This window comes from Pedobacter sp. Leaf176 (genome assembly GCF_001424305.1).
Classification (GTDB): Bacteria; Bacteroidota; Bacteroidia; order Sphingobacteriales; family Sphingobacteriaceae; genus Pedobacter.
On the sequence record NZ_LMPD01000004.1, the window covers coordinates 319,023 to 339,125 of the forward strand.

General features: G+C 37.8%; 17 protein-coding genes. 8 read left to right on the forward strand and 9 right to left on the reverse strand.

What is annotated here, in order from left to right:
- Positions 1-46 precede the first annotated feature (46 nt).
- From ASF92_RS13885 to ASF92_RS13905, 5 genes are all read left to right on the forward strand, one after another.
- Positions 47-1,615 carry a serine hydrolase gene (locus ASF92_RS13885; protein ID WP_056094118.1) on the forward strand — a complete coding sequence of 523 codons (1,569 nt, stop codon included), beginning with the start codon at positions 47-49 and terminating at the stop codon, positions 1,613-1,615.
- Positions 1,616-1,620: 5 nt separating this feature from the next.
- Complete coding sequence (locus tag ASF92_RS13890; RefSeq protein ID WP_056094121.1) at positions 1,621-2,280, forward strand: SGNH/GDSL hydrolase family protein; 660 nt, start codon at positions 1,621-1,623, stop codon at positions 2,278-2,280.
- 167 nt (positions 2,281-2,447) lie between these two features.
- Entirely contained in the window at positions 2,448-4,424 is a 1,977-nt protein-coding gene (gene dnaG, locus ASF92_RS13895; RefSeq protein WP_056094124.1) for a DNA primase, read from the forward strand.
- A gap of 98 nt (positions 4,425-4,522) precedes the next feature.
- Positions 4,523-4,888: a YraN family protein gene (locus ASF92_RS13900; protein WP_056094127.1), complete on the forward strand. Its 366-nt coding sequence runs from the start codon at positions 4,523-4,525 to the stop codon at positions 4,886-4,888.
- Complete coding sequence (locus ASF92_RS13905) at positions 4,866-5,942, forward strand: glutaminyl-peptide cyclotransferase (protein WP_056094130.1); 1,077 nt, start codon at positions 4,866-4,868, stop codon at positions 5,940-5,942. The genes ASF92_RS13900 and ASF92_RS13905 overlap by 23 nt, the downstream gene beginning before the upstream one ends.
- 182 nt (positions 5,943-6,124) lie before the next feature.
- Here ASF92_RS13905 and ASF92_RS13910 read toward each other — a convergent pair whose 3' ends face one another.
- The 8 genes from ASF92_RS13910 to pgi form a co-directional block, all read right to left on the reverse strand.
- Positions 6,125-6,649 (reverse strand): DUF4251 domain-containing protein, encoded by a 525-nt coding sequence (locus ASF92_RS13910; RefSeq protein ID WP_056094132.1) that lies wholly within the window; start codon positions 6,647-6,649, stop codon positions 6,125-6,127.
- A 162-nt stretch (positions 6,650-6,811) separates the two neighbouring features.
- Entirely contained in the window at positions 6,812-7,264 is a 453-nt protein-coding gene (locus ASF92_RS13915) for a ubiquinol-cytochrome c reductase iron-sulfur subunit (RefSeq protein WP_082489574.1), read from the reverse strand.
- 13 nt (positions 7,265-7,277) lie between these two features.
- A complete protein-coding gene (locus tag ASF92_RS13920; RefSeq protein WP_056094137.1) occupies positions 7,278-8,234 on the reverse strand; it encodes a DUF5777 family beta-barrel protein in 957 nt (318 codons plus the stop codon).
- 5 nt (positions 8,235-8,239) lie between these two features.
- Positions 8,240-8,782: a YceI family protein gene (locus ASF92_RS13925; RefSeq protein ID WP_056094140.1), complete on the reverse strand. Its 543-nt coding sequence runs from the start codon at positions 8,780-8,782 to the stop codon at positions 8,240-8,242.
- A gap of 43 nt (positions 8,783-8,825) precedes the next feature.
- On the reverse strand, positions 8,826-9,179 hold the full coding sequence (locus tag ASF92_RS13930) for a hypothetical protein (protein ID WP_056094143.1): 354 nt from the start codon (positions 9,177-9,179) through the stop codon (positions 8,826-8,828).
- Between the two features lie 506 nt (positions 9,180-9,685).
- Positions 9,686-11,767, reverse strand: a complete 2,082-nt coding sequence (locus ASF92_RS13935) for a pitrilysin family protein (protein ID WP_056094146.1) — start codon at positions 11,765-11,767, stop codon at positions 9,686-9,688.
- A gap of 34 nt (positions 11,768-11,801) precedes the next feature.
- Positions 11,802-13,115, reverse strand: a complete 1,314-nt coding sequence (locus ASF92_RS13940; RefSeq protein ID WP_056094149.1) for a pitrilysin family protein — start codon at positions 13,113-13,115, stop codon at positions 11,802-11,804.
- Between the two features lie 169 nt (positions 13,116-13,284).
- Entirely contained in the window at positions 13,285-14,931 is a 1,647-nt protein-coding gene (pgi, locus tag ASF92_RS13945) for a glucose-6-phosphate isomerase (RefSeq protein ID WP_056094498.1), read from the reverse strand.
- Between the two features lie 258 nt (positions 14,932-15,189).
- Here pgi and ASF92_RS13950 point away from each other — a divergent pair, with 258 nt between their 5' ends.
- From ASF92_RS13950 to ASF92_RS13960, 3 genes are all read left to right on the forward strand, one after another.
- On the forward strand, positions 15,190-16,494 hold the full coding sequence (locus tag ASF92_RS13950) for an amidohydrolase (protein ID WP_056094152.1): 1,305 nt from the start codon (positions 15,190-15,192) through the stop codon (positions 16,492-16,494).
- Positions 16,495-16,981: 487 nt separating this feature from the next.
- A protein-coding gene (prfB, locus tag ASF92_RS13955; RefSeq protein ID WP_157263886.1) for a peptide chain release factor 2 occupies positions 16,982-18,056 on the forward strand; the annotation gives its coding sequence in 2 pieces (ribosomal slippage) (positions 16,982-17,041 and positions 17,043-18,056; 1,074 coding nt in all).
- Between the two features lie 9 nt (positions 18,057-18,065).
- On the forward strand, positions 18,066-18,980 hold the full coding sequence (locus ASF92_RS13960) for an alpha/beta hydrolase (RefSeq protein WP_056094154.1): 915 nt from the start codon (positions 18,066-18,068) through the stop codon (positions 18,978-18,980).
- 4 nt (positions 18,981-18,984) lie between these two features.
- Here ASF92_RS13960 and ASF92_RS13965 read toward each other — a convergent pair whose 3' ends face one another.
- On the reverse strand, positions 18,985-20,100 hold the full coding sequence (locus ASF92_RS13965; protein ID WP_056094503.1) for a glycoside hydrolase family 18 protein: 1,116 nt from the start codon (positions 20,098-20,100) through the stop codon (positions 18,985-18,987).
- Between the last annotated feature and the right edge of the window lie 3 nt (positions 20,101-20,103).

Consider the following 20,103-nt stretch of genomic DNA (forward strand, 5'->3'; position numbering starts at 1 on the left):
GGATAAAAAGATTTGTTATCTTTAACCTTCAAAATAACCGATAAAAATGCAGTCCTACTTTTCATCAAAATTTAAAATATTCTTTCTTTTAATTTCTTTTTCTGCCACATTTTCACAGGCACAGGTTTTAACTTCGAAGCAGATAGATAGTGTTGTAGAAAAAACTTTAAGCACTTTCAACGTTCCGGGAATTGCGGTTTCAGTTATTAAAGATGGTAAAATAATTCACCTAAAAGGTTATGGCATTCGCTCCATGAAAGCTAATAAAAGAGTGGATGAAAACACACTTTTTGGTGTGGCTTCGAATACCAAAGCTTTCACAGCCGCCGCTTTGGGTATGCTGGTTGATGAAAAGAAAATTTCCTGGGATGCTAAGGTTACCGATGTCATCCCGGAATTTAAAATGTATGATGCCTACGTTACTTCTGAATTTACGATTCGCGATTTATTAACGCATCGAAGTGGTTTGGGTTTGGGAGCAGGAGATTTAATGATTTGGCCCGATTCATCAACAGTTGATAAAAAGCAACTTATTCATAACCTTCGATATTTAAAACCGGTTTCGTCTTTCCGTTCAAAATACGATTATGATAACCTGATGTATATCGTAGCGGGAGATGTTGTTGCCCGTGTTTCAGGAATTTCATACGAAGACTTTATAGAAAACAGATTTTTCAAACCACTGGGGATGACTAAAACTGCTGCTTCATGGTATCGCTTAAAAGACAAATCGAATGTAATTGACGGCCATGCACCCTATGAAGGAAAGTTGTTGCCTGTTGGTTTAAGCTTTGGCGAGGTAGCCAATGCTGCCGGCGGAATTTACTCAAGTGTTACGGATATGAGTAAATGGGTAACTGCAATGATTAATGGCGGGAAATATGGTGAAAACTCAAGTAATAAATTATTCAGTCCTGCCGTTCATAAAGAATTATGGACACCACAAACTATTATTGCCGGTGGCAATCCTGCAAGTTTTAGCAGCTACGGTTTGGGTTGGTTTTTAAGTAATGTTAATGGCAATTTTCAAGCTACGCATACGGGTGGTTTATCGGGTATTGTAACACAGGTTACCATTTTGCCTGATTTGAAGTTAGGAATAATTGTGCTGACGAATCAGCAATCTGGTGCAGCTTTTAATGCCATTACCAATTCAATTAAAGATGGCTACCTAGGAATTAAAGGCCAGGATAGAATTAAAACCTACAACGATAACAGGTTAAAAAACGAGAAACAGGCTAATGAAATGGTAACAAAAGTTTGGTCTGATATCAAAGCACAACAAAATGCCAACACGGCAAACCCTGACCCTAAAAATTATACAGGTACCTTTAACGATGCCTGGTTTGGACAAGTTACTATTCGTGAGGTAAATGGAAAAATGCATTTCCAAGCTATAAATGCGCCGAAGTTGCGTGGCGACATGACGTTCTATAAGGGGAATACTTTCATCGTAAAATGGTATGATAGGAGCTTGGATGCCGATGCTTTTGTAAACTTCACATTAGACAACAATGCAATTGCAAATGGATTTAAAATGGAAGCAATTTCACCGCTGACCGATTTCAGCTTTGACTTTCAGGATTTAGATTTTAAGAAAACCGATATAAAATAAATGCTATGAGAACCACATTAAAAATCACCTTATTCTTTTCAGTTTGTATATTATTTTTAACATCAATGACATTTAAACCAAAGCGAATCATCTTTTTTGGCGATTCGATCACACAACAGGGTGTATCCGCAAAGGGCTATGTTACGTTGATAAAGAAGGCGCTAGACTCAACCAAATACACGGTAATGGGTGCTGGAATCGGCGGGAATAAAGTGTATGATTTGTATTTACGCCTGGAAGATGATGTGCTGAATAAGAAACCTGATTTAGTGGTGATTTATGTTGGAATAAACGATGTTTGGCATAAGCAATCGTCTCATACCGGAACAGATTATGATAAATATTTAAAGTTTTATCAGGCACTGATTAACAAAATTCAGGGTGTAGGCAGTAAGGTGGTTCTAGTTACACCTTCGGTAGTCGGCGAGAAGAAAGATGGTACAAACGAACTCGACGCTGATTTGAATAAATATGCCGAAGGTATAAGGCAGTTAGCTGCTAAAAACAATTTACCCGTTTGCGATTTAAGGAAAATATTTGCCGATTATGAAGCAAAAAATAATCCTGAAGACAAAGAAAAGGGAATCTTAACCGTAGATAGAGTTCACTTAAATGAAACGGGGAATAAACTTGTTGCAGACCAGCTATTGCCTTTGGTAAAGTAACTCCTTAGCCCCTGAAGCGGTAACTAATAGCAATTTAGTAAAGCAAAATTTAAAAATTAATTTATATAAACGATAGACAGAAAAGCCCGTTTAGGGGTTTGAGATAATTACTAGAATGGTGTTAAAAGCCCAGTCGTGATACTTGATACTAACTACTTAATACTATTTTGATAAACCGCGAAACGATAGATAAGATAATGGATACCGCCCGGATTGAGGAGGTAGTAGGGGATTTTGTGCATTTAAAAAAACGCGGAACAAGTCTAATTGGAAATTGTCCTTTTCACGGGGAGAAAACTCCTTCATTTCACGTATCGGTAACTAAAGGCATTTATAAATGCTTCGGTTGCGGAAAAGGCGGCGATTCAGTTCGCTTTATAATGGACCATGAAAAGTACAATTATCCTGAAGCATTAAAGTTTTTAGCCAATAAATACAATATTGAGGTCGAAGAAACGGAGCTGACGCCCCAGGATACTGAAGCGCAGAATGCAAAGGAAAGTTTATACATCGTTTCTCAGTTTGCCGCTTCATTCTTTGTAAAGCAACTTTGGGAAACCGATGAGGGTAGAGGAATCGGACTTAGCTATTTCAAAGAACGTGGTTTCAGAGAAGATATTTTAAAGAAATTCGAAGTTGGATATTCTCCTGATGTTTGGGATGCCATGACTCAAAGTGCCGTAAATGCTGGTCATAAGTTAGAATTTTTGGAGCAGACTGGTTTATCCATTAAAAACGATAACGGCAAAATTTACGACCGCTTTCGTGGCAGGGTCATGTTTCCGATTCATAATTTCACCGGTAGAATAATTGGTTTTGGTGGAAGAACTCTAAAGACTGATAAAAATGTTCCCAAATATGTAAACTCGCCTGAAAGTGAAATTTACCATAAATCGAATGTGCTTTATGGTTTATTCCATGCAAAAAAGGCGATCAGGGATTTAGATAATTGTTACCTGGCCGAAGGTTATGCGGATGTGCTTTCCGTTCATCAGGCAGGAATAGAAAATGTTGTTGCTTCATCAGGAACTTCACTAACCGTAGAGCAAATTAAACTTATCGGGCGTTTTACCCAAAATGTAACGATTCTTTTCGATGGCGATGCGGCGGGGATAAAAGCGTCGTTGCGTGGTTTGGACATGATTCTAGAGGAAGGCCTTAACGTTAAAATCGTATCCTTTCCCGATGGGCATGATCCTGATTCGTATATGCATCACGTCGGAGCGGGCGCCTTCAAAACGTATCTTGAAAACAACCGCAAAGATTTCATTCTTTACAAAGCCAACGTTTTATTAAAAGATGCTGGCGATGACCCCATAAAACGAGCTGGAATTATCCGCGATATTGTAGAAAGTATCGCAAAAATTCCCGATCCGATTAAGGCGTCGGTTTTCATTCGAGAAAGCAGTAGCTTGCTGGAAATTGAAGAGCAGATTTTACTCTCTGAGCTGAATAAAATGCGTTCCGCAAAGGCTAAGAAATCTTTTGAAAGTAATCAGCGGACAAATAATACAAACCATAATCCATATGCTTCGGCTGCGCCAGAACCACTTGGTCCGCCGGATGATTTGTGGGATGATAATCCGGGTTCCTCAGGGCAATCCCAAACAGCTGAAAATGACGAGCATCAGGAGTATGAAATTGTTCGTTTATTACTGGCGTACGGGCACGAATTCGTAAACTGGGATAGTATAGATGACATGGTAATCGGATCTTTCGTGGTACAAAACTTAGCAGATGTTGAATTCGAAAACCCGGTTTGTAGAAAGATAATTGATTATTATAAGTCGGAAATTGACAATGGAAGGCTGCCAACTGCAAACCACTTCATAAAACATGAAGACAGGGGAATTGCAGACTTAGCCATTACGTTATCTACTTCCGAATACACTCTAAGTGAAAACTGGTTAAATAAACACCAGATTTACGTTAAAGATGAAACAATGAATCTAAAAGCAACGATTCTGGGTGGTATATTTCATCTGAAAAAACGTAAAGTTGATAAGATTTTGGCTAATTTGCTTAAAGAAATAAAAGACGAAAAAGATGGCGATAACCAGATGATTTTGATGCAGCGTTACAGTGTGATAAAAGGAGTAGAAAGAGAAATATCAAAATTTTTAGGTTCAGTTATCGTTAAATAGGATTAGGATTTACAGGATTATCAGATTTTAGAATTGTTGAGGTAAAAAAATAAACTGTTATTCATTAATTCGATAATTCAGAATTCAATCATTTCATAATGGCAACTCACAATGACTTAGGTACCAAAGGTGAAGGAATTGCCAAAGTTTATCTTGAATTAAGCGGCTATGAAATTCTTGATGAAAACTGGGTATATGGTAAAGCCGAAATCGATTTGATCGCTTACAAAGACGGCGTAATGATTTTTGTAGAAGTAAAAACCAGAAGTTCAGTTGCTTTTGGCCTGCCGGAAGATTTTGTGCAAAAGGCAAAGCAGAAACAAATGGAATTCGCTTCGCTTCAATATATTGAAATCATGAATCATAAAAATGATATCCGTTTCGATATTATTGCTATAACATTTAAAAAAGATAATACTTATAATTTAAACCACATTGAAGATGCTTTCTGGCCTGAAGATTAACCCTTGCAAAATTTTATTTCTGATTGCTGTAATTATCAATTTTGCCAGTTCATGCAAAGATGATCCTGCTGCAGGTTACAGTACTTTCATTACACCTGCTATGGGTTCAGCTATTGCTTTGGGCAAAGAAATCGAGGTGAAAATTGACTTTGCAAAAGGTATAAAAATTGATTCTGTTGTCTATTTATTGGATTCAGCAAAGGTTGTCTTGGCTAAAGATACACTTGGCGTCAAGTTTAAAACCGATGGAGTTAAACTTGGAAACCATTTAATCACCGCGAAAATTTATTCAGGTGAAAAATCAAATGAAATAACTTCAAATATCATTGTTTTGGCTTCCAAATCTCCTGATTTGTATACCTACAAAGTTGTAACAAAACTACCGCATGATACTTCAGCTTATGTGGAAGGTTTAGAATACACTGATGGCTTTTTTTATGAAGGAACGGGCGAAAAAGGCAAATCTGATTTACGTAAAGTTGATGTTCAAACAGGGAAGGTTTTACAAAGAGCAAAATTAGATACGGCTTTATTTGGCGAAGGTATAATCCTGGTTGGAAATAAAATTCTTCAACTCACCTGGCAGGACAAAAAAGCATTCGTTTATGATAAAGATTCTTTTAAACAACTGGCCGAATTGCCTTATGCCCGGGATGGCTGGGGCTTGACCTTCGACGGCCAGAGAATTTATGCATCAGACGGTACGAACACCATCTATTTCTTAGATAAGAACACCTATCAAAAAATAGGTTCTATTGATGTTTTTGATGATAAAGGTGCCCGGGATAATATCAATGAAATGGAATACATCGATGGGAAAATATACGCTAATGTTTATTTAACAAACGACATTATAATTATTAATCCCGAAAATGGTGCAATAGAAGGTAAGATAGATTTAACAGGTCTATATTCATCAGATAATTTTAAAACCGACTGGGATAAAAGTAATAATGTATTAAACGGAATTGCTTATGACAAGGACGGTAAGCGTCTATTTGTTACGGGTAAAAAATGGCCCTATATTTTTGAAATCAAAATAACCAAAAAATAAGGTAGCCACAAATTAGAAAAAACCAGAATCCTGCCTTACTTTCGAAGCCAATAAGATAAAAATACTTAAGCCACAGATTAACAGATTTAAATTTTTTCAGCAGAATAATCTGCCAATCTGTGGGCGGCTTTCAAGTTAGAAAATCCAGAATGCTGTTTTATCCTAAAATCCGGAAATCCTGGTTATTTCTTCTTAGGTTCGCTTAAAATGCCACTGAAATTTATTGGCTGCCTATTATTGCTGTTGACCATTAGGGTTGCATAACCTTTTTCAGAGACGGTTAAAACCATCTGGTAATTCTCAGATTTTAGATCTTTAGTTTTAATATTTACCGAATACGATCCTTTTTTGTTCTTGCTTTGGGTATAGCTGAAATCTTTTGATTTGAACTTAATTCCTCCTTCTGTTGGATTGTAAGGCGCAAAAAAGGCCCTGCCATAATAGGGTAGATAAGCAACTATACTGTCAGGTGTTACTGTAAAATCGTAAGCAGCTCCGGAAAGATTGATTACGCCTCCACCTTGTGAGCCCGGCAAATTTCTTAAAACCTGGCTGACATCCTGGTTGGCCATTGGCATCGCAGTATTTGCTGTAAAAATGTAACTTTTATCAGCAATTATTTTTGCTGTGGTTTGTTTATCAGTTTGTGAAAATGCCTGAGCAACTAATGCGAAAAATAAAATGCTCAAAAGTTTTAGATGTTTCATTGTGAGTGTTTTTGAATGTATAACAATTTAAAGATGTTGAAGTTTAATCAATTCCATAAACCATATCGATTTTTCAAAAATTCTACATTGAGATAACCAATAAACGAATAGTAAAAAAGCAGCACCATTATAGATGCCGCTTTACCTTAAAAAACAAAATATTTAAACGGTTACAGAAAGTGTGTTGCCAGTAACCGTAGGCGTGTAAACTTTTAGCGCTGATGTTGTCCCTCCATCGTTTGGTTGTGCCAAAATAGCCCCTGCAGGGGTATATTTTGACGCATGTAACGTACACTGAATATAATTATTTGCCTGAATCCAATTTAATGCACCTCCCTGATGGGGGCAAACAGCTTGAGTTGCTGCGAATGATGTGGCGTTATTACCAGTCGCGGTACGAATGAATAAAATTCCATTTATAGTGAGCGAGGCACCAACTGTCAAAAGCTGGTTGTTTAAATTAATACTGGCAGTTGTACCGGTTGAAGGGCCGCCCCCGCCCGGATTATCAGGTTGTGGATCGCTGCCTTTACTTCCGCAGCTCGACAAACATGAACCTGTGCAAACTAATGCAATTCCTAGTCCCAAAGACTTTATAAAATCGTTACGCTCCATAATTTTAATATTGTTATTTAGTTTGGTTTTCTTTTTTCTTATCAAAGGAAAATCTCCGGGCGATGCTAAAACCCCAGCGGTATTGACCTTTTAACCAGGATGTGTTCGTGTCTGTGATAAATTGCGACTCTTGTATGGCTGTTGCATTAGTGAAGTTGAGATGGAAAATATGTCCCCCTGTATCGAATTCCAGTCCGGCGCCAAGCGTATTATACAATTGATTTCCGGAGGTGTTCTCTAAGGCTGCTTTCTTGGTGGCATTTCTAAAAGGAACGGTATAATCTGCCACAAAAGCCATGCGTTTGGTCATCTTAATGCGACCGCCGACTGAAACTGCAAACAGATCATTTTCATCACCAAAAGCAGTAAAATTTCGGTGTATATAAGATGGCATCAACAACATCGAAAAGTTAGTGTTGAATTTTCTGGCGAGAACAGCCTGAACCACATAAACCAGACGATCCTGAAATTCGCTATATGCATTAGCAGCAGTCGGGTCTGTAGAGGTTTTTACAGCCGCTATCGTTGTACTTCCAAATAAGGTTACCGCTAAAGGCATTTTTTCATCGGTGGTTTGTTCTAAAAGGCGGTATTTTAAGTTCCCTTCATATAACTGGGTCACTATTCCTGCTCCTTTTGCTCTTGCTATTCCTGCCGAAAATCTATCGCTTATCCCGTAATCAAATCCAATGCGGATATCGGTTGATTGATCCAATCCAAAAAAATTTTTAATTCCACCAGCGTTTCCGGCAATGTCTCCAAACCGGTGATCGACCCTGAAATCCATTTCATTTTTGTAAATGGTTTCATTGGTTTGTATGTTAATCAGCTTCGGGGCTTTAAATGTGGCTTTTACATTTTTTTTTTCAACAGGCATATCCAACGCATTTTCTAGCGAATCCTGAGCAAAAACTACAGCGGGGAAGAAAAATGTAAGCAGGTATAAAAGAGATCTTAGATGATATTTCATAAAGTTTATTTTTTAGGTTGGTAAATAGCAGTGATTTTAACTAAAATCGTTTCAGCAATTTGCTTGAAAACGATAGTTGGGATTTTGATATTATGATCAGCAAGTTTCACATTAAATGTTGAGGATGCTTTTGCCTCGCCGTTAGCGATAGTCAGCAATCCTTTCGTTGTATATTCTTTGGATACGCCATGAATCTGGAGATTACCTTTCACCGTGATTGGGTAGCTGCCAGATTTCGAAAAATCAATTTGTTCTATAATTTTTCCTTTAAAATCTGAAGTTGGATATCTGTCACTTTCCATATAATTCTCGTTAAAGTGTTCCTGCATCAACTTTTTCTTGAATTGAAAAGAGGTGTTGCTGATTTTGAAAATCATATTATTCGTTTTTGTATCGATTGCCGAAGCACCAGATTTACTCTGTGCATCAATATCTTCTACTGGAGTTGAAGAATAAAATGATGAGGTTACACTTTTACTTACCCATACCTGGGCTTTTAAACCTGTATACAACAATAAAGCTGTTAATGTGAAAAGTAACTTTTGCATCTGTTTGTGATTAAGGAAATTATCTGATATGGTTTAGTTTATTTTATTCTGGTGTATTTCTATCAAACCATGCTTGCAGTAATGCAAGCTCGTTGGCAGTTAGTGTACTCCCCTTAGGCATTGTTTTAGTGACAAGTACGCTGTTGGCAACCCTTACATCATTTTTTATGGAAGCCAATCCATTAAATAGCCACACTGTTCTGATAGCACCGTTTTGTCCATGGCAACTGGCACATTTGTTTTGGAATAGCGCACCAGCAAAATTAGAATAGGTTACGTTTGCGGTCGTAACTGTTGTCGGTCCATCGGGTTTTATTTCTGCCGCCTGTTTCTTAGAGCAGGCAAAAAGTAGTGCAATTAGCGATGCTGATAAAAGAAATGAGTTTAGTTTCTTCATAAAGTAATTGTTTTAAATGGAACTGAATAATGTTGATCTATTAAGGTCTTCAGGTATTTTATATTTTTTGCCAGCTTGATTAGACCAAGTATAACGACATCAGAAAAGCAGCAAGGAAATTGATGATTTATATCTTTGCGCCATTGTAAATGTTTTAATTGTACGTTAAATAGCCTATGTCATAATAATCGATCTGCCCAAGCAGAAATTCTTAACCCATTACGGAGGTATTAACGGATTAGTTGCCTGCCATAAAAAATATAAATGCAGATTAATATATTTATCCGGGAACACAGATTAACACCAGCGGAAGTCTCAATCCTGATGAAGTCGTCCCAGCCATTTATTTTAAAGTTCCCATTGTGTTATGACCTCTGGTAAGTCAGGACGCTGGCATAGTGTGCCAGCAAAGACGATGGCGGGTGAGGTAAGGAATTATCAAATCTTGTATATAAAAAAAACCGCCGCATAATTATATGTGGCGGTTTCAATATGATTTTTGATTTCTAGTTAAAATCTTCGGCTTTTAAAGGCGGGTTTATTTTAATTTCTTTTATTGAAATGTTAAATTCCTGGGTGGCTTGCGGTGTTTGAACAATTTGAATCATTGAATGAGGAAGTAGAACATCACCAACTTTTTTATAATCAGTATAGTCAGTTGTTTGATTGATTGCGATACCATTTTTTGTAGTTGCGTTTTCCTCTCTTAAGAGCAAGCCCGAATTTACATCGTAATACTCCGTTTTCTTTTTACCATTAGCAGATGTTACAATTACTTTATAAGCGTCTTCCGAACCAACTTTCGCAGTTCCAGCTGCTTCTAACTTACTGCCATCAGTTCCATAATAAAGTTGATTGAAAATTCCTTTGTCAGCCTTAGCTTCTGCAATTTCCTCAGCTGTAAGATCCACTTTTTTACCCATTTGCATTTGGTAACCCGTAGTGCCATTAAATGTTTGCTTCATTGCAGTTTGGCCCATCATTGAAATTTCCATGCTGCTCATGGCAGGATTCATTTTTTTAAATGCTACAGCAAGCTTGTTGCCCTGCATATCCATTTCACCAGTTTGCTGTAATGAAGTTACGTTTTTCAAAGCTGCTTCACCACCAATTGCTTTAACATAGTTACCAATAACTTCTTGCGCCGATTTTGCCGGAGCAGCTGTTGTTTTAGCTGTAGCTGTAACGGGCGAAGCATAATTGTCAAAAGTTTTAACTGTAAAGCCGGCTTTCGTTAAACCTGGTACAAAGGCATCAGTTTTGCCTACAATAATTATACGGGTATTATCATGGTTAAAATATTTTTTCGAAACACGTAAAATATCATCGGTAGTAACTGCATTTATTTTTTGTAAGTAAGTACGATAGAAATCCTTCGGCAAACCATTTATTAAAATGCTGCTTGCAAAGCCAGCTGTACGGGCGGGGTTTTCTAAACCTAATGCAAAAGAACCATTATATAGGTTTTTAGCATTTTGAAGTTCTTCAGTACTGACTTTAGTTGTACGAATGTTGTTTATTTCTCTTAAAAATTCTACGACTGCACTGTCCACTTTTTCATTTCTAACAGCTGCGTTTGCTGAAAATTTAGATTGGAACCGACCAGAGCCTGTTCCAGAATAAGCACCGTATGTAAAACCATGTTTCTCACGTAAGTTCATGAACAATCTCGATTCTGAACCGCCACCTAAAATTTGATTTGCAAGTAAAACAGCAAAATAATCAGGGCTGCTTAAAGGTAAATCAATTAGGTTTGCAACTGTTATCTCAGATTGAACTGCATTACTAACGTTTACTACGTTGACTTCAGTTTTAGCTGGGTTGCTAACTTTAGCTACTGTTGGCAATGTTAATGGAGTTCCTTTCCAGTCGCCAAATGCTTTTTCTGCAAGTGCTTTAGCTGCCTCTGGTTTAATATCGCCGACAAATGTTAAATAACCTCTTGATGGCGTAATGTATTTTGTATAAACGGCTTTAACATCCTCTAAAGTAATTCCATTTATTGATGCCTCCGTTGAGAATTCGCCACTTGGGTGGCTTTTGCCATAAGCAAGCGCATTTACAACTCTTGTCGAAATTGCTTTAGCACTTTTTTCGTTCGATTTTAAGCCTGTTAATGTTTGCGATTTGATTTTTTCAAAGGATGCTGCGGGAAATGACGGTTTACGCAGACTTCCTGCCATAAGCATAAAAGCCTGGTCGAAATAGCGCGTTAAAGCCGAAACCGAACCACCAGATGCCCCTGCAGAAACATTTGCGCCTAACTGGTCTACAGCCTCATCAAATTGTGCTTTAGTTTTTGAGGTTGTACCCTCATTTAGCATACTACCCATCAAACTCACTACACCAGCTTTTGCGCCTTCTGTAATCGGGCCTGCATCAATGCTGTAGCTGGCTGTAACTTTGGGTAGCTTATGGTTTTCTACAACCAAAACGGTAATTCCATTTGCTAATTTATAAATAACCGGATCGCCAATGGTGATAACAGGTGCCGGTCCTGGTTTTGGTTTTTGGCTGCGGTTAATTGTTTGTGCTGAAATACCTTGCGCCAATAAGGAAACTACAGCTATTATGAATAATTTTTTCATGTCTTAAATAATGTAATATGAAACTTAGCTTTAGTTATTTTTTTGGTAAATAATACAAAACAATACGTTGCTCTTTATTAAGGTATTTTTTTGCAACATTTCTAATTTCTTCTCTAGTGATCGATTTAATTACATCAAGTTCCTTATTAATGTCGTCGGTATCTTTATTATGGAAAGTATAACCATTCGCTAGATTTTCTGCTACGCCAAGCATTCTGCTGTTTGCGCTTACATAACTGTTTTCAAACTGATTTTGGAGTTTTTTGTAATCGCTTTCGCTAATTAAATCCGTTTGTAAACGCAACACTTCTTCATCTATGTCTTTTAACAGGTCGTTAAGGGGCGTGTTTTTATTTGGTAAAGCCAGTGTGATGTAGGCACCATAATCTTCGAGGGTATAATTAAATGCGGCCACCTGTAAGGCTGTTTTTTTCTCATCAACCATTTTAGTGCTTAATCTAGAACTTCCGCCACCCGATAGAATCGAACTAATCATCCCCAGAACCTTATTTTCCCTACTTTTCATCCCAGGCACGCGGTATGCCGCAAAAATTGCCGGAATCTGAATATTTGCATCATAAGCTGTATCAATAATTTGTTTTTTAATTTCAGGTAATACAACTTCTTTTTTTACAATAGGTCCACCTTTTGGCACTTCGCTGAAGTATTGTTTTACTAAGCCTTTAGTTTTTTCTACATCTAGATCTCCTGCAATAGTTAATACTGCATTATTCGGAACATAGTATTTTTTAAAGAAGGCAATAAATTCATCAAGCTTTGCTGCATCAAGGTGAGCCATTGAGCCAATTGGTTGCCATCTGTATGGATGGGCGTTAAACAAGTGCGTGAAGATTTTTTCAGTAAATTTTCCATATGGAGAGTTGTCGACACGTAAGCGTTTTTCTTCTTTTACAACTTCGTTTTGCGTTTTCACACCAACTTCGTTAATGATGGGGTGAAGCATCCGCTCACTTTCTAACCACAAACCAAGTTCTAATTGGTTTGATGGGAAAACTTCATAGTAAAAAGTACGGTCTTGAGAGGTATTTGCATTGTTCTGCCCACCATTGCTGCTCACCAATTTCATAAATTCACCTCGTTTAATGTTTTTCGAACCCTCGAACAACAAATGCTCAAAGAAATGTGCGAAGCCTGTACGCGTAGTGTCTTCATCTTTAGAGCCAACATGGTACATTACCGATACAGCTACAACTGGTGCCGTTTTGTCTTGATGTAATATTACATGCAATCCATTGTCTAGATCAAATTCGGTAAATTGGACTTTTTGAGCTGAAGCACTAAAGCACAAACCGGAAATGGCAAGAGCAAAAAGAAAATTTTTTTTCATTAGATAATTGGTTTGTTTTTTGAAATCATTGAGGTTGATTTCGGCGTTTTTAAATAATATTAATAATCGTTGGTTGTTTTTTAACTAAACAAATAGGAGATTTAGCTAATGTATATAATAATCATAAAAAAAGCGAGTATTTAGCTCGCTTTTTTATTTAATCAGACTTTTATCTCCAGCTTTTATATTGATTTATCAATCCGTTGGTGGAACTGTCATGGCTAGCAACCGTTTCATCTCCTTCCAGTTCGGGAAGAATTTTCTTAGCTAGCTGTTTACCTAGTTCAACACCCCACTGGTCGAAACTGAAAATATTCCAGATAACACCCTGAACAAAAATCTTATGTTCATATATCGCAACCAGGCTGCCAAGGGTATACGGCGTTACTTTCTTTAACAAAATTGAGTTGGTTGGTCTGTTACCTTCAAATACTTTAAAAGGCGCAAGTTTAGCGATTTCCTCTTTCAATTTGCCATCTTTCTCTAACTCTGCTGAAACCTCTTCTTCTGTTTTTCCATTCATTAAAGCTTCAGTTTGCGCGAAAAAATTTGACAATAAAATCGGGTGGTGTTCGCCTAATGGATTAAGACTTTGTGCAGGTGCAATAAAATCAGCAGGGATAATCCTTGTCCCCTGGTGTATCAATTGATAAAATGCATGTTGCCCGTTTGTACCCGGTTCACCCCAAATAATCGGCCCAGTTTCGTAATCCACTTCATTGCCATTTCTATCGACATGCTTTCCATTACTCTCCATATCTCCCTGCTGGAAATAAGCGGCAAAGCGATGCATATATTGGTCATAAGGTAAGATAACCTGTGTTTCGGCGTTATAAAAATTAATGTACCAAACACCCAATAGTCCTAAGATTACAGGTAGATTATTTTCAAATTCAGCCGTTTTAAAGTGGTTATCTGTTGCATGCGCGCCGGCTAATAATTGTTTAAAATTGTCAAAGCCAATGCTTAAGGCAATTGACAACCCGATTGCACTCCATAAAGAATAACGGCCGCCTACCCAATCCCAGAATTCGAACATATTTTCCGTGTCAATTCCAAAAGCCGATACATCTTTTGCATTTGTGGATAGTGCCGCAAAATGTTTGGCGATATCATCTTCCTTCCCGCCTTTTTCTAAAAACCAGGAACGTGCAGAATGTGCATTCGTCATAGTCTCCTGGGTTGTAAATGTTTTTGATGCAACCAAAAATAAAGTGGTTTCAGCATCTAAACCAGCTATCGTTTCAGCGATATGTGTGCCATCTATATTTGAGACAAAATGAATGTTTAAATGATTTTTGTAGTGCTTTAATGCCTCTGTAACCATTACCGGTCCCAAATCCGAACCGCCAATACCAATATTCACTACATCTGTTATGGCTCTTCCGGTATAACCTTTCCATTCACCGCTAATAATACTATTAGTGAATTTCTCCATCTTGTTCAAAACGGCATTTACTTCCGGCATCACATCCTTGCCATCAGCTAACATCGGGGTATTACTTAAATTGCGAAGCGCGATGTGAAGTACCGAGCGCTCTTCAGTTTCATTGATTTTATCGCCGGCATACATTGATTTTATCGCCTCGTCCAGTTTGCATTCCCTCGCAAGCTGCATCAGTAGAGCCAGAGTCTCATCATTGATTCTGTTTTTGCTGTAGTCCAATAAGATATCCTCAAAAAACACTGAAAATTTCTTAAAGCGATCAGCATCTTCCGCGAATAGATCTTTAATGCTTTTCTGATTTATATCTATAAAATGATCAGTCAGATATTTGTAAGCTGCGGTTTCCGTAAAATTTATCTTTGGTAACATAATTTTTTCCTTTTTTGTAAAAGTAATAAAGCAAATATTTAAAACTGTCTTTTTAATGTTCAAAATTAATGAATGTATACTTAATCTTTTACGCAGTCAAAATTGCCGACGACTATACAATATTATTTGAGCCTGTATAACATAAAACCGTTCCTATAATTTACCTAATATAATTCGCGGTGAAATTGTATTTTAAAACAAATTATCAGTGTATATTTGACAGGACCTCTTATCACATGTCATAAAATTCATTTTTTTATGAAAAAAATCTACATCTTCATTTTACTTGCAGTTTCGTCGGGTGTTTATGGACAAAAAACACCACTTAATGCTGCAGTTTCTAAAAAAGCAGAAGCCATTGAACAAAAAGTCATTAGTTGGCGGCGCGATCTCCATGAACACCCTGAATTGGGTAACAATGAAACCAGAACAGCCGGGATCATTGCCAGACATTTAGAAGCGTTAGGGATAAAAGTGACAACTGGCGTTGCGAAAACCGGGGTGGTTGGAATTCTAAAGGGGGGTAAACCCGGACCAGTTGTGGCTTTAAGAGCAGACATGGATGGTTTGCCTGTTACGGAAAGGGTTAACATTCCTTTTGCATCAAAAGTTAAAACTCAATATAATGGCCAGGAAGTTGGTGTGATGCATGCCTGTGGCCATGATAGCCATGTCGCTATTTTAATGGGTGTCGCAGAAGTGTTGGCATCTATGCAAAAAGACATCGCCGGAACGGTAAAATTTATTTTTCAACCCGCAGAAGAAGGCGTTTCAGCAGGCGAAGAGGGTGGTGCTGCATTAATGATAAAAGAAGGGGTTTTAGAAAACCCTAAAGTCGATGTCATTTTCGGTCTGCATATAAACTCACAAACCGAAGTTGGCGATGTTACGTACAAACCCGGAGGAACGATGGCTGCAGTAAATGACATGAAAATCACGGTTACCGGTAGGCAGGCGCACGGTGCATATCCATGGAGCAGCATCGATCCAATCGTAATCTCTGCCCAGATAATAAATAACCTTCAAACAATTGTAAGCAGAAATTTAAATGTTACTGAAAATCCTGGTGTGGTAACCATTGGTGCAATTAATGGAGGCGTTCGATCGAATATTATTCCTGAAAAAGTGGAGATGCTTGGAACGGTGCGGAATTTTAGCAAGGAAGATGAGGCTATGTTTATTGAAAGAATTAAAACAATTGCAACTAAAACAGCCGAAGCCGGAGGTGGAAAAGCTGAAGTTAAGATTCCATATAGTAACCATTATCCGGTAACCTTTAATAACCTTGCCTTAACCGAAAAAATGTTACCCAGCATGCAAGCGACAGCTGGTGCAGCACACGTTAAATTAAAGCCTCCTGTAACTGGCGCGGAAGATTTCTCCTTCTTTCAGGAAAAGGTACCTGGTTTATTTGTGTTTTTAGGAGGCATGCCAAAAGGTAAGGATCCTTTGAAAGCACCGTCGCACCACACACCTGATTTTTATTTGGACGAAAGTGGCTTCGTTTTGGGCGTGAAATTGTTATCTAATTTAACCCTGGATTATATGGGCATGAAAAAATAATGAATAAGATGTAATCTTTTTAAGGTTCATCCATTAAGGATTGCATTTCCACCATCAAGGATTTAAGAAAAGTTAAGGGTGTGTCTAAACATTTGAAAATTGATTTCTTAATTGCCTTAACTTCTTAATGGTGATTATGATTTACATACGGATTTAAGAAGTTTAAGATTAACCCTGGATTATATGAGCATGAAAAAATAATGAATAAGATGTAATCTTTGAAGGTTCATCCATTAAGGATTGCATTTCCACCCTTAAGGATTTAAGAAAGTTAAGGGTGTGTCTGAACATTTGAAAATTGATTTCTTAATTGCCTAACTTCTTAATGGTGATTATGATTTACATAAGGATTTAAGAAGTTTAAGATTTTGTTCATCAATTTTTTGCTTTTTCTTAAATCCTTTACTTCTTAATGGTGATTACAATTATAAATTTTAACGTGTAACGCCATGCGCTATGCTCATTTCGATTTTATATATTTGCCAATATGACTAAGGAACAAATACAGGATTTAAGAGACAGAATAACGTCTCTGAGGAGGCATCTTTGACGTCGATGAACTACTTTACGCCATTCGCGAAGAAGAAAAACTAACAATGGCGCCCGATTTCTGGGACGACCCTAAAAAAGCGGAAAAAATTCTTGCTGAAATAAGTTCGAAGAAAAAATGGACAGATGGATTTGAGAGAACAAATGGTGCAGTAGAAGATGCTGCGGTAATGTTCGATTTCTTTCAATCCGGAGATGCTTCTGAAGAAGAGCTGCAAGAACAATTCGAGATTAGCAAACAAGCCGTTGCAGATTTAGAACTGAAAAACATGCTTCGTAACAAAGAAGATCAGTTGTCTGCAGTAATGCAGATTACGGCCGGTGCTGGGGGAACTGAAAGTTGCGATTGGGCCTATATGCTCATGCGTATGTATATGATGTGGGGTGAAAAAAATGGTTATAAAATAACTGAACAGGACAGTCAGGAAGGAGATATTGCCGGAATTAAGTCGGTTACGCTCCAGTTTGATGGTGATTTTTCTTACGGCTATTTAAAGGGAGAGAATGGTGTTCATCGTTTGGTGCGCATTTCTCCATTTGATTCTAATGCTCGCCGCCATACATCTTTTGCTTCAGTTTACGTTTATCCTTTAGTTGATGAAACAATAGAGATTTACATCAATCCAGCTGATGTCGAATTCGAAACATTTCGTGCAGGTGGTGCAGGTGGACAGAATGTAAATAAAGTTGAAACCGCTGTACGTTTATACCACAAGCCTTCGGGAATTATTATAAAGAACCAGGAATCAAGATCGCAGCTTCAGAATAAGGAAAATGCATTGCGACTCTTAAAATCGCAACTTTATGAAATTGAGCAGCGCAAACGAAATGAAGAAATTGCTGCAATTGAAGGTTCGAAAAAGAAAATCGAATGGGGTTCGCAGATAAGAAGCTATGTTTTGGATGACAGGAGGGTTAAAGACCACAGAACAAATTACCAGACCTCAAATCCACAGGCAGTGCTGGATGGTGATATCGATGAATTCTTGAAAGCATATTTAATGGAATTTTAGCTTAACAGTATGGCAAAATCATATCTATTCTTTATCGTATTTTTAATGGTGTCTTTTTTTTCAAATGCCCAGGAAGTTATTCCGCTTTATGCTGGAAACGTGCCTGGATCAAAACCAACACCTATTGGTTATGTGGAAAATACTGAAGTACGCGCTAACGGCACCTTGAGTATAACCAAGGTCTCAATACCGACTTTAACAGTTTTTAAGGCGCCAAAAGATATTGCTACGGGTACCGCGGTAATAGTTTGTCCTGGCGGAGGTTACGCCGCGCTGGCATTTAGTCATGAAGGCACTGATGTTGCAAAACGTTTTAACGAAATCGGCATAACGGCCTTTGTTTTAAAGTATAGGTTGCCAAGCGACGAAATCATGGTCGATAAAACTTTTGCTCTTTTGCAGGATATTGAACAGGCAATTTATTTGGTTAGAAAAGGGGCCAGGAAATACAACATCAAATCTGATAAAATTGGAACGATGGGATTTTCTGCAGGAGGCCATCTGGCATCAACTTTACTCGTGCATTATAACGATTTGAAAATTTCAAATCAAGAAAAAATAAGTTTAAAGCCAGATTTTGCGGCCTTAATTTATCCTGTAATTAGTTTTGAGGAATCTGTGCATACGGGTACAATGAAAAACTTACTAGGCCTAAACCCTGCGGAAAGCTTGAAACTATATTTCTCAGCGAATAATAATGTAACGAAGAAAACGTCGCCTGCTTTTTTGGTGCACGCGAAGGATGATAAAACCGTTCCTGTATATAACAGCATTCTTTTAAATGAAGCATTGAAAAAAAATGGAGTTGATTCAGATATTTATCTTTACGAAAAAGGCGGACATGGTTTTGGCTTGGTAAACAAAACTTCTGATGTTGATTGGTTTAATTTACTTTCGGCCTGGTTAAAAAAAGAGCAGTTTTAAAAGATTATTGTTCTTGAACCGTATTATCAATTACGCTGAGCAATCCATTGACATAGGTATCATCGGTTAATTCCCAAAACATAATTCCGTTGAGTTTTTTGTTTATGACGTATTTCGTTTTCAGTGAGATTGATTTTGGGTCATCAAGCGTTGCAATCCTTTTGGCCATGGAGTTGTAGTAATACGGGGCTTGTGCAATTTCATCCCAATAATACTTGTAACCCTTTTCTTCTGTAAACTGTGTGTTGAAATTTTTGAACGATACGCCATTAATGAATTTTGTCGGTTGATATAAACCCTGATTAGCTTCCGTTGAGTTTTCAAAGATTCTGGCATAAAACGCAGCACCTAAAGCAATTTTGTTTGCCGGAACGCCCAATTTAATTAATTCAGTAACGCCGTAATCGCCAGACAGAGGCGATCCTTTGGTGGAGTAAAGCGGCGTATGGTGGCCGCTCGTTGTGGCATAGCCTCCTACCAAATCGTAGCTCATTAAATTAACTCTGTCAACCAGAGGCATAACTTTTTTCCATTCGAAACAAGAATCGATACAGTTTTTTGTGCCACCTGCAGCAAAACTTATTTCCGCTTTTTTACCCAATTGTTTACGCAACTCTTTAATCAATAAGGTAAAGTTTTGTTTGTCATCTTCCGCGTATCTGTGCCCCGGAAATCCGGCAACTGCCGGGTATTCCCAATCGATATCAACTCCATCTGCCTTAAAAAAATCGAGTAATTCTTTTGTTGTTTTAGCAAAGGTTTTCCTGCCATCTGCCCGGCTGAATACTTCTGAGCAATTTGCACAAGCGCTCCAGCCACCCATCGCCATCATCACTTTCAATTCTGGATTTCGCTTTTTTAGATCGACCATTTTTGAAATCAGTGCCGAATCTTTCGCTGAATGGATGTTCATGCTGTCGCCTTTCAAATGTCCGAAGCTGTAAATTAAATGACTTATCTTCTCAATTGGAAAGCTATCAATTAAAGTACCCCCGCCACCAGTGTAGTATGCAATCACATTCGGCTTATATTTTTGCTGCGCTTTTGAATTTAATCCGCAAAAAACAGCGAAAATAATTATACAGGTAGTTGTGTGGAGGTTTTTTAATAGGAATAGCATTTT

Excerpts from the sequence above, each read along its gene's own strand:
- ASF92_RS13885 (WP_056094118.1), top strand. The coding sequence starts at position 47 with ATGCAGTCCTACTTTTCATCAAAATTTAAAATATTCTTTCTTTTAATT.
- ASF92_RS13890 (WP_056094121.1), top strand. The coding sequence starts at position 1,621 with ATGAGAACCACATTAAAAATCACCTTATTCTTTTCAGTTTGTATATTA.
- ASF92_RS13900 (WP_056094127.1), top strand. The coding sequence starts at position 4,523 with ATGGCAACTCACAATGACTTAGGTACCAAAGGTGAAGGAATTGCCAAA.
- ASF92_RS13905 (WP_056094130.1), top strand. The coding sequence starts at position 4,866 with ATGCTTTCTGGCCTGAAGATTAACCCTTGCAAAATTTTATTTCTGATT.
- ASF92_RS13910 (WP_056094132.1), bottom strand. The coding sequence starts at position 6,649 with ATGAAACATCTAAAACTTTTGAGCATTTTATTTTTCGCATTAGTTGCT.
- ASF92_RS13915 (WP_082489574.1), bottom strand. The coding sequence starts at position 7,264 with ATGGAGCGTAACGATTTTATAAAGTCTTTGGGACTAGGAATTGCATTA.
- ASF92_RS13920 (WP_056094137.1), bottom strand. The coding sequence starts at position 8,234 with ATGAAATATCATCTAAGATCTCTTTTATACCTGCTTACATTTTTCTTC.
- ASF92_RS13925 (WP_056094140.1), bottom strand. The coding sequence starts at position 8,782 with ATGCAAAAGTTACTTTTCACATTAACAGCTTTATTGTTGTATACAGGT.
- ASF92_RS13930 (WP_056094143.1), bottom strand. The coding sequence starts at position 9,179 with ATGAAGAAACTAAACTCATTTCTTTTATCAGCATCGCTAATTGCACTA.
- ASF92_RS13935 (WP_056094146.1), bottom strand. The coding sequence starts at position 11,767 with ATGAAAAAATTATTCATAATAGCTGTAGTTTCCTTATTGGCGCAAGGT.
- ASF92_RS13940 (WP_056094149.1), bottom strand. The coding sequence starts at position 13,115 with ATGAAAAAAAATTTTCTTTTTGCTCTTGCCATTTCCGGTTTGTGCTTT.
- pgi (WP_056094498.1), bottom strand. The coding sequence starts at position 14,931 with ATGTTACCAAAGATAAATTTTACGGAAACCGCAGCTTACAAATATCTG.
- ASF92_RS13950 (WP_056094152.1), top strand. The coding sequence starts at position 15,190 with ATGAAAAAAATCTACATCTTCATTTTACTTGCAGTTTCGTCGGGTGTT.
- ASF92_RS13960 (WP_056094154.1), top strand. The coding sequence starts at position 18,066 with ATGGCAAAATCATATCTATTCTTTATCGTATTTTTAATGGTGTCTTTT.
- ASF92_RS13965 (WP_056094503.1), bottom strand. The coding sequence starts at position 20,100 with ATGCTATTCCTATTAAAAAACCTCCACACAACTACCTGTATAATTATT.